The sequence below is a fragment of the Candidatus Thiopontia autotrophica genome, assembly GCA_014384675.1.
Classification (GTDB): Bacteria; Pseudomonadota; Gammaproteobacteria.
This window is the reverse complement of sequence record JACNFK010000037.1, coordinates 1-13060: the sequence shown is the minus strand read 5'-3', so window position 1 is coordinate 13060 and position 13060 is coordinate 1. Positions and strand designations below refer to the sequence as shown.

Here is a 13060-nt window from a genome sequence, read left to right as displayed (position 1 = left end):
ATTCCCACTCGATTGTTGCGGGCGGCTTCCCAGAAATATCATAAGATACCCTCGATATCCCATTGATCTCATTGATTATTCTTGTTGAAACCTTTCCAAGAAAATCGTAAGGAAGATGAGCCCAGCGTGCAGTCATGAAATCTACCGTCTCCACTGCACGCAGCGCAACAACATAATCATATTGACGGTTATCACCCATGACACCTACTGAACGAACCGGCAGGAAGACCACAAATGCCTGGCTAACTGAGTCATACAGGTTATTCGCCCTAAGCTCAGAGATAAATATATCGTCAGCCTTACGCAACAGATCCGCAAACTCTTTCTTGACCTCACCCAGGATTCTTACCCCCAGGCCTGGCCCAGGGAACGGATGGCGATAGACCATCTCGGATGGCAGACCAAGCTCTACCCCTATCTTGCGCACCTCATCCTTAAACAGCTCACGCAGTGGCTCCAGCAACTCCAGGTTCATATCATCAGGTAGACCACCAACATTATGGTGTGACTTGATCACCTTGGCCTTGCCGGATTTGGCTCCAGCAGACTCAATTACATCAGGATAGATAGTGCCCTGAGCCAGCCACTTTACGTTTGAGAGTTTGCCAGCCTCTTCATCAAATACATCAATAAATGTGTGGCCTATAATTTTGCGTTTCTTTTCAGGGTCGATCTCCCCCTTGAGTGCATCAAGAAAACGCGATTCAGAGTCAGAACGAACAACCCTGATCCCCATATGCTCAGCAAACATTGCCATGACCTGGTCACCTTCGTTCAGACGAAGCAGTCCATTATCAACAAACACACAGGTGAGTTGATCACCTATCGCCTTGTGAAGCAGTGCCGCAACTACTGATGAGTCCACCCCTCCGGAGAGTCCAAGAAGAACCTCATCAGCGCCAACCTGCTGGCGAATCTCCGCAATACTCTCTTCAATGATGTTGGCAGGATTCCACAGTGCGGCACACCCACATATATCCAGCACAAAACGGTTTACTATCCTCTCGCCTTGACGTGTATGTGTTACCTCTGGATGAAACTGTACCCCATAAAAACTGCGGCTCTCATCAGCCATGCCGGCTAGCGGCGCATTATCCGTAGATGCCATCACCGAGAACCCGTCAGGCAGCTCTGCCACCCGGTCTCCATGACTCATCCAGACATCCAGCATGCCATAGCCTTCCGGGGTGGTATGGTCTTCAATATCCTTTAGCAGCCTCGTATGTCCACGCGCTCTTACCTGCGCATAACCATACTCACGATGGTCTGGTGACTCCACCTTGCCACCCAGTTGCTCCGCCATGGTCTGCATTCCATAACAGATACCGAGAACCGGAACACCGAGATCAAAAACTATTTGTGGTGCCCTGGGGGCATCTACTGTAGTAGCAGTCTCCGGTCCTCCAGATAGAATGATCCCTTTTGGGTTGAATTCGGCAATTGCCTCACTGCTCATATCAAAAGGATAGAGCTCACAATAGACCCCGGCCTCACGAACACGACGCGCTATAAGCTGCGTATACTGAGACCCAAAATCGAGGATCAGTATCCTGTCGTGATGTATATCTGTCATTGGTTAAACTCTGTAGTTAGGAGCTTCTTTGGTAATACTGACATCATGTACATGGCTCTCAGCCATACCTGCACCAGTCACCTGCACAAATTCCGGTCTGGTTCTCATCTCATCAATATTCACGCAACCGGTGTAACCCATACTGGAACGCAATCCTCCCATCATCTGGTGGATAATTGCAGTCATTGGCCCCTTGTATGGAACCCTCCCCTCAATACCTTCTGGCACCAGCTTCTCCACGTTACCGCTATTTTCCTGGAAATAACGGTCACTGGACCCCTGCTGCATTGCGCCCAGGGAACCCATCCCCCTGTATGATTTGTAGGAGCGCCCCTGATAAAGCTCAACCTCACCCGGCGCCTCTTCTGTGCCTGCCAACAATCCTCCCACCATAATACAGTGGGCACCAGCCACGATTGCCTTCGCCATATCTCCAGAGTAACGAATACCACCATCGGCAATTGCAGGAACACCAGTCCCTTCCAGAGCCTTTACCACATTGGAGACAGCTGTCACCTGAGGAACACCAACCCCGGCAACAATACGAGTAGTACAGATTGAGCCAGGGCCAATCCCAACCTTGACTGCATCAGCACCGGCCGCAACCAGATCTCTTGCAGCTGCTCCAGTTGCAATATTGCCACCAATAACCTGGATCTGAGGAAAATTATCCTTTACCCAACGGACTCGATCCAGAACCCCTTGCGAGTGTCCGTGAGCAGTATCTACTACCACCACATCTACCCCGGCCTCGGCCAGTGCCGCCACCCTCTCCTCGGTTTCGGCGCCAGTGCCTACTGCAGCACCAACTCTGAGACGCTCTTGATCATCCTTGCAGGCATTTGGTTTGTCTGTCGCCTTCTGTATATCCTTGACTGTAATCATCCCGCGTAGCTCAAAGTTGTCATTGACCACCAGAACCTTTTCAATCCGATGCTCATGCAGAAGTTCAATCACCTCTGATCTCTCAGCCCCCTCCTTCACTGTCACCAGGCGCTCCTTGGGAGTCATGACAGTAGAGACCTTCTCGTCCAGACGAGTTTCAAAACGGAGATCACGACTGGTTACAATACCCACCAGATCATTGCCATCTACAACCGGCAATCCCGAGATGCCATATTGACGGGTCAGATCCATAACCTCACGAACTGTAGCTGTTGGTGAAATGGTAACTGGATCGGTAACCACACCACTCTCAAAACGCTTAACCTTGAGAACCTCACGAGCCTGTTCCGCAGGCGTCATATTTTTATGGACAATACCAATCCCACCCTCCTGAGCAAGTGCGATTGCCAATCTACCTTCAGTTACCGTATCCATAGCTGCCGAGACCATTGGAATATTGAGCTCAATTTCACGGGTCAGGCGGGTGCGGAGTGATACCTCCCGCGGAATCACTACAGAGTGGGCGGGCAGGAGAAGAACATCATCAAAAGTAAGGGCTTGTTCAACAAGACGCATGGCGTACTCCAATAATCTGAGCATGTATGAAAGGCGCGAATTATAAATGACCAGACACATAAAATACAGATGCGCAGACTGCGAAATGAAGATATGCGTAAATAGTGGGGTTGCCTTACACATCACCCAGTTTGGACTATAATGGGGATAGTTGCCTTGTAAAAGGCCCTTAAACAGAAAAACAAGGATATAGCCATGAATCTGAAAACTATAAAAATAGCCCCTGTTTTGGTCGCCGCATCCCTGCTCCCGATAACCGAGACCGCACTCTCTGCCGGTTTCACTGACTGGGCCACAGTAGATAATGTTGAGGCGGTTGAACGCAGTTACACCATCAGAAAACCAGTTGAGAAGTGCTGGACCGAGACTGTCAGGGTTACTCAGCCGGGACCATCAGATGGAAGTTACACCAACGAGCTTGTGGGCGGACTATTGGGCGGGGTTCTGGGTAATCAGTTTGGTAAAGGCCGCGGGAAAGATGCCATGACCATTGCTGGTGCCGCACTGGGAGCATCTGTTGCCAATGATTCGGAGAGAGCTCGTGCAGGACAGGGCACCGGTCGCTATGAAGAGGTTGAGCGTTGCGAGACCATCTACGAGACTGAGCAGAAGAGTGAACTCTCCCACTATCTTGTTACCTACAGCTATGGTGGCCACGAATTTACCACCAAAATGAATCGCTCCCCACGAGGCGACAGTATGCGCATCAGAGTTACGGTAACACCACAGTAGAGACACCCTCCTGGAACTGAGTTCAGACCGTAAGGTAATAACTGTCTCCCAGCTTAATCGGGAGGCACGTTTTTTGCTGGAACGTAACTTTACACCCCTCTGGGTTGAGGGCGAGATATCAACCCTCTCCCGCCCCTCCTCAGGCCATATCTACTTCACCCTGAAGGATGACCAGGCACAAATCAAATGTGCCATGTTCCGTAGCAGACTGAATAACATCCGTTTTCGTCCGCAGAGTGGTCAACATGTGGAGATAAGGGGTACCGTCAGTCTCTATGAGGCAAGGGGTGACTACCAGCTAATAGCCGAACACATGAAAGAGGGTGGCGAGGGTGTGCGCCAGCGAGCCTATGAGGCACTCAAGAAAAAACTCTCTGCGGAAGGGCTGTTTGCTGAGAGCTGTAAAAAACCGATCCCCTCTATCCCCAAAAGAGTCGGGGTGATCAGCTCCCCCTCGGGTGCTGCCATTCACGATATTCTCACAGTTCTCGAAAGACGGTTTCCTGCCCTTCCGGTAATTTTATACCCTACATCTGTTCAGGGATCATCCGCAGAGGGTGAAATTATTGGCGCACTTAACAGCGCCCAACAACGTGCTGAATGCGACCTTTTGATTGTGGCTCGTGGAGGGGGATCAATTGAGGATCTCTGGAGTTTCAATGAAGAGAGCGTAGCAAGAGCCATCCATGGCTGTTCAATCCCCATTATCTCCGCAGTTGGTCATGAGACAGATTTCACCATAACGGACTTTGTTGCTGATCACAGGGCTGCCACACCATCTGCGGCCGCAGAGCTGGTATCACCAGACAGAGAGGAGCAGCTGAACAGTCTCGCTCATCTGGAACAGCGCCTATCCAGAGGAATTGAAAGAAAAGTCGAGAACCTCTCTATAATCCTTGGCGGATTAAAAAGAGAGCTACGTCATCCGCGCGAACGGATCAGACAGTTTGCACAACGGCTGGATGAGGGAGAGAGGCGGCTGAGCAACATACAGCAGGAGTCTATTAACCGCAGAAAGGCACTGTTGGACCGTATGGAGCTCCGTCTCCAGCACCTGAACCCGGCAGAGAGGATAAGTGGGTTAAGGCAGCAGCTGCAGAGGCAACATAAACAGCTTTCACAGGCGCTCCGCCACCACCTCCAGAATCAGGGCAGCAAGCTCTCCTCAATCTCGCATGCACTGGATGCGCTCAGTCCACTCGCAACCCTTGGTCGTGGTTATAGTGTAACCACCACTGCAACAGGAGAGGTTATTCGGGATGCTGCATCACTACGAAGTGGTGACCTTATCAAGACAAAACTGCACCAGGGGGCAGTTATCAGCAGAGTTGCCGAAAAAGCGTAACTACAAGTTACTCTTGTTCACTTAGGGCAAAAATCCCCGGAAGATTTCTCAGATACCCTTTGTAATCCATACCAAATCCAAACACATAGCGATCCGGCACAGTTAATGCATTAAAGTCGGATGGAGGGGCAATTTTGCGATCATGTAATTTGGTAACCAGGGTTACCGTAATAACCTCTTCAGCCCCCTGCTCCTGCGCCCATATCCTCAATGCTTCGAGGGTACCGCCCTCATCATGAATATCATCCACTATGACAACTGTGCGCTTCTCCAGCGAGATCCTGGGACGGGCAATCCACTCCAGAGTGCCGCCCACCAGCTCCTTGCCGTAACGTGTGGCGTGCACATAATCTACCTGCAGTGGAAAATCCAGACGTGTCAGTAGATACCCCATGGGGATTACCGCCCCATTCATTACTGTCAACAAAAGTGGATGGCTCTGTGCAATCTTTTCACTCAAGGTTGTCGCCATCTGGTCTAGAGCAGACTCAACCTCAGCACTACTCCAGAGGCAATCTGCCTCCATTCTGACCTTTTCAACCTCACTCAGCGATACACTCACAACTCCATCTCCTCTGTATGAATACCTTCCATACCATGAATACGTTCAACAGCCTGTTGCCAATGGCTACTACCTATCAGATCTTCCCGGCTAATGCTGGTGCTGCCATGCAACCTAACCAGACGTGCTGTCCCTAAAGGATTACCCTGCACAGGCAGAGAATCAACCACCTCTACTGCATGGTTACGATGGTTGCATACCAACACCATATCGCAACCGGCCTCCAGTGCAGCCTCCGCTCTTTCCTGGTAGCCTCCAATCAACCCAGCCCCCTCCATGCTTAGATCATCACTGAAGATTGCCCCGCTAAAATTAAGCCGGTTGCGCAGCACCTCCTGCAGCCAAAACCTGGAGAACCCCGCCGGATGGTTTGGCTCAATCGAGCTGTAGTATACATGTGCCGGCATTACCCCCTCCATCCCATACTGCACCATGCGCTCAAAAGGGATAATGTCATCGGCCATCAGATCTGCCATGGAACGATCATCCACCGGAACCTCTACATGAGAATCCGCCTTGACTCCACCATGGCCGGGGAAATGTTTGCCAACTGCCGCCATCCCCGCTCTGTGCATGCCGCGCATCCAGCTCTGTGCCAGGGATGAGACAACCTCTGGTTTGCGATGGAATGCACGGTCTCCAATCACTCCGCTTACTCCATGAGAGAGATCAAGCACCGGAGCAAAACTGAAATCTACTCCACAGGTCAGCAGCTCAATTGCCATCAACCACCCTGCCGACTCGGTATCTAGATGCGCCTGTTTCCGGTTGTTATCATGCTTCTCCCCAAACCGTGCCATCGGTGGGATTTCAGTGAACTCCTCACGAAAACGCTGTACCCGACCACCCTCATGATCAACACCTATCAGAAGTCGTGGTGAACGTATATTGTGGATCTCATCACAGAGCCTGGTTAACTGCTCGGGGGAGTGGTAGTTACGGCTAAAGAGAATTACCCCGCCTACCCTGGGGTCGGTGAGCAGATCCCGATCCTCTGAAGAGAGCTCGATGCCATCAACATCAACCATAACTGGACCTAAACTCATAGCTCTGCCCCCCCCTAATCCTCAATCATGACCGGTGTACCGGCATCAACCAGATCAAACAGTGTTACCAGGTCACGATTATGCATTCTTATACAACCATGTGATAGCGGAACCCCTACAGGCTCACTCTCTGGAGTGCCATGAATATAGATCATGCGTCGCAGGGTATCGACATCTCCACCCCGATTCACTCTGGGCTGATCTCCGCTTAACCAGATAATTCTGCTCAAAATCCAGTCGCGTCCAGGGTGCTGTTGAGCTAACTCATAAGTATAGATCTCACCAGTTGGGCGGCGCCCAACAAACACACTGTCTAGCGGACAACCATCCCCAATCTTGATGCGGACATGGTGGGCACCTCTAGGGGTGCATTCACTACCCATCTGTTCTCCTCCACCGTTGGCCGCAGTTGATACCTGGAAACAGTGCGCTATATCTTCACCCTCCAGACAAAGCTGCTGTTTGGACAGGGAGATCTTGATTAGCATGTAGTGACAGATCAGTCCCTGAAATTATCAAACTGCAGTGGAACGGAGAATTTCTCCTCACGCAACAGAGACATTACCGCTTGCAGATCATCTCTCTTCTTGCCGGTAACCCTCACCTTCTCCCCCTGAATTGCAGCCTGTACCTTTATCTTGGACTGTTTAATGGTTTTGACAATCTTCTTTGCTATGGTCTGATCAATTCCCTGAACAATCGCTACCCCCTGCCTTGCCTCGCTGATATTGGTCTCAATATCACCGGGATTCATAGCATCTGCATCAACCCCACGTTTGGCCATTTTGCCTCTAAGGATATCCATAACCTGATGCAGCTGAAACTCCTGGTCAGCCTTGAGTGTCAGCTCAGACTCATTCTGCTCAATCGAGGCACCTGTATTTTTAAGATCAAAACGGCTGCTGATCTCCCTGTTGGCCTGATCTACAGCATTAGTTACCTCATGCAGATCAACTTCCGAAACTGTATCAAATGAAGGCATCCATTCTCTCCCATCATGTTTTCTGAAAGCAGTATTTAACTACGCAAGCTCATCATCTGCAACGTGATAGATCGGATCTTCCAGAAGATTAACCTCTACCAGATCACCAGCCTTGTGTAGAAGAATACGACACTCAGGACTTAGATGACGTAGATGAAGTTTCTTGCCTGCACGGATATATTTCTCAGCCAGAGTATCAATAGCCTCAATCGCAGAGTGATCAGCAACACGAGAGTTGCGGAACTCCAGAATTACCTCATCAGGATCATCAGCCGGACTAAACAGGTCCAGGAAGTTTTTGACTGACCCAAAAAACAGGGGGCCATTCAGCTCATAAATTCTTATACCATCCTCATCATCCTGCTGCTCAATGTTTATATGGCTGGCATGCTCCCAGGCAAAGATAAGAGCCGAAACAATCACTCCAACAATAACTGCAATTGCCAGGTCAGTAGCTACCGTAACCCCAGACACAAGAACAAGTACAAAGGCATCCTTGGTTGGTATCTTTCTCATGATACGTAAGCTTGACCACTCAAATGTCCCAAGTACTACCATAAACATTACCCCCACCAGAGCGGCCATCGGTATCGCCTCGATAAGGTCAGAGGCAAAAAGGATAAAAGCCAACAAAAAGAGTGCGGCCGAGATCCCCGATAGGCGTTGACGACCACCAGAGTTAACATTGATCATGCTCTGTCCAATCATCGCACAGCCACCCATACCCCCAAAAAGGCCAGTTACACTATTGGCAATCCCCTGGCCCACACACTCCCGGTTTCCTTGACCACGAGTGTCGGTTACCTCATCAATCAGGGTTAGCGTCAGGAGAGACTCAATCAGACCAACAGCCGCAAGAATAATGGCGTACGGGAACACTATGTAGATGGTCTCCCAGTTGAATGGGACCATGGGGATATGAAAAATTGGCAAGCCACCCTCAATAGAGGCAAGATCAGCTACTCGCTTGGTATCCAGGTCCAGGCCAATTACCAGAAAAGAGACCACAAGAATAGCGGCAAGAGAGGCTGGAAATGCTCCCGTCAATTTTGGAAGATAGTGGATGATCGCCATTGTGAGAATGATCAGACCTGCAAACAGCATCATGGGGTTACCACTCATCCACGACATCCCACCGTCTGCTGTTGAAAACTGAAAATGCTGTAGCTGTGCAAGAAAAATAACGATAGCCAGGCCATTTACAAAACCGAGCATAACCGGGTGAGGAACAATACGGATATATTTTCCAAGACGCATGATGCCAACTGTAATCTGAATAACCCCCGTCAGCACCACAGCTGCAAACAGATACTCAACCCCATGGTCAGCAACTAGAGATACCATCACCACAGCCATGGCACCAGTGGCGCCAGAGATCATCCCTGGACGGCCGCCAAAAATTGCCGCCAACAACCCCACCATAAATGCAGCATAGAGGCCAACTAGCGGCTCAACTCCTGCAACAAAAGAGAAGGCAACTGCCTCGGGAACCAGAGCGAGAGCGACTGTTAATCCCGAGAGAATCTCATTTCTGAAACAGACCCTGCTGACACAACCCAACTGAAACATAATAGATTCCCGATAATTATTTGGCTCAATGAAAAAAAGGCCGTCACAAAGGAGGGCCTGTTGATACATATTGTACAGGAACTTGGCATATCGCAATATCAGTTTTCACTAATGCTTTGCCCAGAAAGTTTAAAATTAATTTCCTATTCTTGGTAACGTTGTCAAAGAGTTCTAATTTTGGAGAGATACTTGTGGAAAATTTAATCTGGGATGATTCGCTTAGTGTTCAAGTAGAGGAGATAGATGAAGATCATCGCAAGCTTGTTGAGCTCTTCAACATTCTCCTTAACTCCGTGGCAGACAATGATTCTCACAGCTACATTAATGCAGTTATTGAAGAGCTTATAAGTTGCACAATTTGGCACTTCAGACACGAAGAGAGATTAATGCTGAAGCATGGATATGAGGGGATGAGTGATCACAAGCAGGAACATGCCGATTTGGTTGAAAGTGGCAAAAACCTGCAACAGAAGGTTCTGCATGATGATGGGCAGGTCTCCATCAAGGATATTGAATTTCTGGAACAGTGGCTAACCGGCCATATCCTGGGTGCCGATATGGAGTTGGGTTCATACCTTTCAGAGAGGATGTAAGATCAAACCCCAAAGGTATGGCAGGCCACGACCAGGTAGGTCGTGAGTACAGAATTTAGTGGCCTTCACCCATTTTGTATTTAATGCTGCCAGCTACACCATTTGCAAAATCTTCAATATTTTCATATTCCATTTTTTCTGCGAATGACACCAGGTTTCCAACATGGGTCCTCATTTCTGCAATTTCTACATGGCTACGGCCACACCCTTCACAGTGAGTTCCTTCATCTGTGCATTTTCCAGTGCAGGGACTAAACTTCATTTTCAACTCCAAAGAATTTTGATTAATTATCTGTTTGCGCTTCTCAAGTAAGCTTGCTCGATCAATCTGCACACTACAACCTCAGCAGCATGAATGACCTGATTGGTTACCGGTTGGATCATACCATAAGATCAAAAATGCCTCTTTTTGGCATGTTTATAAACCCTGTTCTTCTCTCTCTTGCCAACAGCAATCACCGACACAAACAACACCTTGTCATCAACACGATAAACCAACCTAAAGCCAGACCCACGCAACTTTATCTTGTAACAGTCAGACATCCCCTTTAAACGTGCAGATAACAGACGTGGATTCTCCATTCTCTCCTCCAGCTTCTTCTTGAACTGGTTACGGACTGAGCCATCAAGCTTATTCCACTCCTGCAATGCCAACTTATGAAAACGGAGCCTATAGCTCATCCATATCAACCTCTATAAATGGCCCATCACCACGCTCCCGAACAACTCTTGCATCCTCAAGATCCTCGATATACTCAATCATCATCTCGTATGAAGCGGCCGGCACAAGATAAGCCTCAGGCTTGTTGTGGTTTAGAATGGCAACTGGCTCACTATCCAGCGACTTGATGATGTTGGCATAGTCACGTTTGAGCTCAGTTACACTGGCTGTAGTATTTGCAAGTACCGTATTCATTTCATGCGCTCCATAACATTTAATACAATATAATATTTAGCATCAATTATGATGCTTATTTTAATGTAATTCTACAGCCTTATCAACAGGCCTCATCTACAGCTTCCTACCAAACTTAGCATCAATGGAGCCCCGGGCACGAAACAAATTTCCCTGCAACATACGGCTTATTCATTGCCACTCTCCATCTTGTCGCCCCTAAACAGTCCAAATATCATTGTGTCTATACCTGTACAACACCAATACGACAGACCATGTCCGACTACATAATGGTTAACCCCATCTGATGTAAATCATCCTCATCTAAGCGGTCATCCCTGGTCACCGGTGACTGCACCTCCTGTATTCGTACTATCGCCGCCATTGCTGCCACAACCACCTTTCTATCACTATCAGGGGCACCCATAGAGAGCTCATAAAGAGTCAACGCCTTGAGCAGATCCTGCTCTACAAACTGACCAAGCTCATACATCTCTGCCAGATTGAAGATGCCGTATGCACTCTCCTGTTTTGCAGCCAGCTCAAAGAGAATGAATGCCTTCTCCAGATCAACATCTGTCCCAATACCTCTCTGATAGAGCACCCCAAGATTGCTCTGGGAGGAGGCATCTCCCAGCATTGCACGCTTTGAGAGTAGCTCGAATGCACCTTGCTCATCTCCCCCTCTCAGCATATCCATGAAGCTCATAGCGTCATTGGGGAGCTCTTCAGAAAACGCCTGTGGTGACAGCAGCTGCATGGCAGCAAACATGGTGAACAGAAAACCTCTTGTTATCTTATTTGTCATTGTGTTGCTCCTTTCCAAGCCTATACCAGTCAATATTTCTCGTCGCATACATGGCGATTGAGATAACCACAAATAGCCCCACTGAACCGATCAAAAAAGCCCTCCCCGCATGAGGAGGGCAACCAGGAGGAGCTGCCTCTATGGCAACCTACGAAGAGACCCTATTGAAGCAATTAAAAGTGGCGAAACAGTGCGCTAAAAATGCGTAACCTATGTCTATTTATTTCTGCGACATATAGCGTCGCAACAAGGCAATAGTATTGAGGCATCCAGAGAGCAGAAAAGAAGAGAGAGCCAACATGAGTTACCACATTGCGGTTGTAGAGGACGGCACACTGGTATGGCAACAGACTGGAGCTTACCCTCACCGAGTTTCTCATCCTCAACCTGATCACCTCACAACGGGGACGGGTACGCAGCTATGACGAGCTAAAGGGAATTACCCGCCAGCGCTATGTGGAGACCAACACGGTTACAGGCCATATCAGGCGGATCAGAAGAAAGTTTCAGAAGATCGACCCCAACTTCACTGCACTGAAGAATGTGCACGGGGTCGAGTATCGGTGGCATGGTTAATGCACTACGAAGCAACAGGCAGTTGAGATGCAGGAACCTTAACAGGTTTGCCATCATTGCCCATGACAGCGTATTGACCAAGAAGACGCTTTTTCTCCAAAACATCTGCTATCGCCTTATTTAATGAATGAACTGCCTGTTTTGCTCTATCACTAATTGGTTCCATCAGAAACACTCCTTAACAAATCCTCATATCTCTCATTATCTACTATGTTTCTATGATCAGCAATCTGATTAAAAATTACCGTGGCCTCACGTGACTGATTATTCATACATATCGTCTCATCACAAATAGAAGCATATTCATTCAAAAGGTTTGAAATACTCTTTGGAAAACGTCTACGGATATCACTTTCCGGAATATTGTGACCACCATGCTCCACTCTCTCTTGAACACGCTGTATAGAATACTCAACATTAGGTAGCCACAGATAAAACAAAACTACTCTCCAGCCATTCTGTCTCAGATACCGTATACGGCGCAGATGCCCTTTGCCTGAAAGTGTAGTCTCAAATGCAAAACTCTCACGAGAGGCAATATAGTTATCAATCTCTTTTAGAAAAATTCGAGACGCAGCAATTCTGTCTTTCTCAGGCGCCAATGGATAGAGCCCCACAGCAATCATGTCTGCATTAACAAAATTTGAACAACTCTCAACATCAGGCAAATACCTAAGTGCAAATGTTGTTTTACCTGCTCCATTAGGTCCCGCAATGATGTAACAGGTTGGATTGTCGTTGATCATTACAAGCAGCTACTCCCTATCATCTGACCACATTATATCCATCTGGGAATAATAAACTACTGTTCCACCTCATATTTTCTGGCATCAACCTCCAGCGGCGCATTCCGATACCCAAAGGCGACCACCTGCTGCAGGTACTTTTCAAGATATCCCTCCAGTGATCCCGCCACCT

Annotated in this window: 18 protein-coding genes; 4 read left to right on the top strand and 14 right to left on the bottom strand. The window is 48.5% G+C overall.

The window, feature by feature from the left end:
- Positions 1–1573: glutamine-hydrolyzing GMP synthase (gene guaA, locus H8D24_07800; protein ID MBC8520291.1), on the bottom strand; the 1573-nt coding region annotated here is incomplete at its 3' end.
- A gap of 3 nt (positions 1574–1576) precedes the next feature.
- Positions 1577–3034: an IMP dehydrogenase gene (gene guaB / locus H8D24_07795; GenBank protein ID MBC8520290.1), complete on the bottom strand. Its 1458-nt coding sequence runs from the start codon at positions 3032–3034 to the stop codon at positions 1577–1579.
- 195 nt (positions 3035–3229) lie between these two features.
- On the opposite strand from guaB, the gene H8D24_07790 reads away from it, so the two are divergent.
- Positions 3230–3766 (top strand): glycine zipper 2TM domain-containing protein, encoded by a 537-nt coding sequence (locus H8D24_07790; GenBank protein MBC8520289.1) that lies wholly within the window; start codon positions 3230–3232, stop codon positions 3764–3766.
- Positions 3767–3776: 10 nt separating this feature from the next.
- Positions 3777–5111 carry an exodeoxyribonuclease VII large subunit gene (locus H8D24_07785; GenBank protein MBC8520288.1) on the top strand — a complete coding sequence of 445 codons (1335 nt, stop codon included), beginning with the start codon at positions 3777–3779 and terminating at the stop codon, positions 5109–5111.
- 7 nt (positions 5112–5118) lie between these two features.
- Here the strand turns inward: H8D24_07785 and H8D24_07780 are convergent, their stop codons facing one another.
- From H8D24_07780 to H8D24_07760, 5 genes are read right to left on the bottom strand one after another with little or no spacing between them, the layout of a single operon-like run.
- Entirely contained in the window at positions 5119–5673 is a 555-nt protein-coding gene (locus H8D24_07780) for a hypoxanthine-guanine phosphoribosyltransferase (protein ID MBC8520287.1), read from the bottom strand.
- Positions 5670–6719 carry a beta-N-acetylhexosaminidase gene (gene nagZ / locus H8D24_07775; protein MBC8520286.1) on the bottom strand — a complete coding sequence of 350 codons (1050 nt, stop codon included), beginning with the start codon at positions 6717–6719 and terminating at the stop codon, positions 5670–5672. Before nagZ ends, H8D24_07780 begins: the two co-directional genes overlap by 4 nt.
- 14 nt (positions 6720–6733) lie before the next feature.
- On the bottom strand, positions 6734–7207 hold the full coding sequence (locus tag H8D24_07770) for a L,D-transpeptidase (protein ID MBC8520285.1): 474 nt from the start codon (positions 7205–7207) through the stop codon (positions 6734–6736).
- Between the two features lie 11 nt (positions 7208–7218).
- Positions 7219–7701, bottom strand: coding sequence for a YajQ family cyclic di-GMP-binding protein (locus H8D24_07765; GenBank protein ID MBC8520284.1), 483 nt, complete (start codon positions 7699–7701; stop codon positions 7219–7221).
- A 39-nt stretch (positions 7702–7740) separates the two neighbouring features.
- Positions 7741–9270, bottom strand: coding sequence for a SulP family inorganic anion transporter (locus H8D24_07760; protein MBC8520283.1), 1530 nt, complete (start codon positions 9268–9270; stop codon positions 7741–7743).
- 191 nt (positions 9271–9461) lie between these two features.
- Between H8D24_07760 and H8D24_07755 the strand changes: the two genes are divergently transcribed.
- On the top strand, positions 9462–9863 hold the full coding sequence (locus H8D24_07755; GenBank protein MBC8520282.1) for a hemerythrin family protein: 402 nt from the start codon (positions 9462–9464) through the stop codon (positions 9861–9863).
- 55 nt (positions 9864–9918) lie between these two features.
- Here the strand turns inward: H8D24_07755 and H8D24_07750 are convergent, their stop codons facing one another.
- The 5 genes from H8D24_07750 to H8D24_07730 all read right to left on the bottom strand — a co-directional run bounded on the left by H8D24_07750 (position 9919) and on the right by H8D24_07730 (position 11660).
- On the bottom strand, positions 9919–10125 hold the full coding sequence (locus H8D24_07750; GenBank protein MBC8520281.1) for a DUF1289 domain-containing protein: 207 nt from the start codon (positions 10123–10125) through the stop codon (positions 9919–9921).
- Positions 10126–10256: 131 nt separating this feature from the next.
- On the bottom strand, positions 10257–10544 hold the full coding sequence (locus tag H8D24_07745; protein MBC8520280.1) for a type II toxin-antitoxin system RelE/ParE family toxin: 288 nt from the start codon (positions 10542–10544) through the stop codon (positions 10257–10259).
- Complete coding sequence (locus tag H8D24_07740; GenBank protein MBC8520279.1) at positions 10534–10779, bottom strand: type II toxin-antitoxin system prevent-host-death family antitoxin; 246 nt, start codon at positions 10777–10779, stop codon at positions 10534–10536. Before H8D24_07740 ends, H8D24_07745 begins: the two co-directional genes overlap by 11 nt.
- 262 nt (positions 10780–11041) lie before the next feature.
- A complete protein-coding gene (locus H8D24_07735) occupies positions 11042–11566 on the bottom strand; it encodes a sel1 repeat family protein (protein ID MBC8520278.1) in 525 nt (174 codons plus the stop codon).
- A complete protein-coding gene (locus H8D24_07730) occupies positions 11556–11660 on the bottom strand; it encodes an inner membrane CreD family protein (GenBank protein ID MBC8520277.1) in 105 nt (34 codons plus the stop codon). The genes H8D24_07735 and H8D24_07730 overlap by 11 nt, the downstream gene beginning before the upstream one ends.
- A 257-nt stretch (positions 11661–11917) precedes the next feature.
- Here H8D24_07730 and H8D24_07725 point away from each other — a divergent pair, with 257 nt between their 5' ends.
- Positions 11918–12142: a winged helix-turn-helix domain-containing protein gene (locus H8D24_07725; protein ID MBC8520276.1), complete on the top strand. Its 225-nt coding sequence runs from the start codon at positions 11918–11920 to the stop codon at positions 12140–12142.
- Between the two features lie 4 nt (positions 12143–12146).
- On the opposite strand, the gene H8D24_07720 is transcribed toward H8D24_07725, so the two are convergent.
- Both H8D24_07720 and H8D24_07715 read right to left on the bottom strand, forming a co-directional pair.
- Positions 12147–12308 (bottom strand): hypothetical protein, encoded by a 162-nt coding sequence (locus tag H8D24_07720; GenBank protein MBC8520275.1) that lies wholly within the window; start codon positions 12306–12308, stop codon positions 12147–12149.
- The gene (locus H8D24_07715; protein ID MBC8520274.1) at positions 12295–12888 is read right to left on the bottom strand and encodes a hypothetical protein; all 594 of its coding nucleotides are present in this window, start codon (positions 12886–12888) and stop codon (positions 12295–12297) included. The genes H8D24_07720 and H8D24_07715 overlap by 14 nt, the downstream gene beginning before the upstream one ends.
- Positions 12889–13060 lie beyond the last annotated feature (172 nt).

Bases quoted from the DNA above. Each gene is read 5' to 3' on its own strand.
- guaB (MBC8520290.1), bottom strand. From the start codon at position 3,034: ATGCGTCTTGTTGAACAAGCCCTTACTTTTGATGATGTTCTTCTCCTG.
- H8D24_07790 (MBC8520289.1), top strand. From the start codon at position 3,230: ATGAATCTGAAAACTATAAAAATAGCCCCTGTTTTGGTCGCCGCATCC.
- nagZ (MBC8520286.1), bottom strand. From the start codon at position 6,719: ATGAGTTTAGGTCCAGTTATGGTTGATGTTGATGGCATCGAGCTCTCT.
- H8D24_07770 (MBC8520285.1), bottom strand. From the start codon at position 7,207: ATGCTAATCAAGATCTCCCTGTCCAAACAGCAGCTTTGTCTGGAGGGT.
- H8D24_07765 (MBC8520284.1), bottom strand. From the start codon at position 7,701: ATGCCTTCATTTGATACAGTTTCGGAAGTTGATCTGCATGAGGTAACT.
- H8D24_07760 (MBC8520283.1), bottom strand. From the start codon at position 9,270: ATGTTTCAGTTGGGTTGTGTCAGCAGGGTCTGTTTCAGAAATGAGATT.
- H8D24_07750 (MBC8520281.1), bottom strand. From the start codon at position 10,125: ATGAAGTTTAGTCCCTGCACTGGAAAATGCACAGATGAAGGAACTCAC.
- H8D24_07745 (MBC8520280.1), bottom strand. From the start codon at position 10,544: ATGAGCTATAGGCTCCGTTTTCATAAGTTGGCATTGCAGGAGTGGAAT.
- H8D24_07740 (MBC8520279.1), bottom strand. From the start codon at position 10,779: ATGAATACGGTACTTGCAAATACTACAGCCAGTGTAACTGAGCTCAAA.
- H8D24_07735 (MBC8520278.1), bottom strand. From the start codon at position 11,566: ATGACAAATAAGATAACAAGAGGTTTTCTGTTCACCATGTTTGCTGCC.
- H8D24_07720 (MBC8520275.1), bottom strand. From the start codon at position 12,308: ATGGAACCAATTAGTGATAGAGCAAAACAGGCAGTTCATTCATTAAAT.
- H8D24_07715 (MBC8520274.1), bottom strand. From the start codon at position 12,888: ATGATCAACGACAATCCAACCTGTTACATCATTGCGGGACCTAATGGA.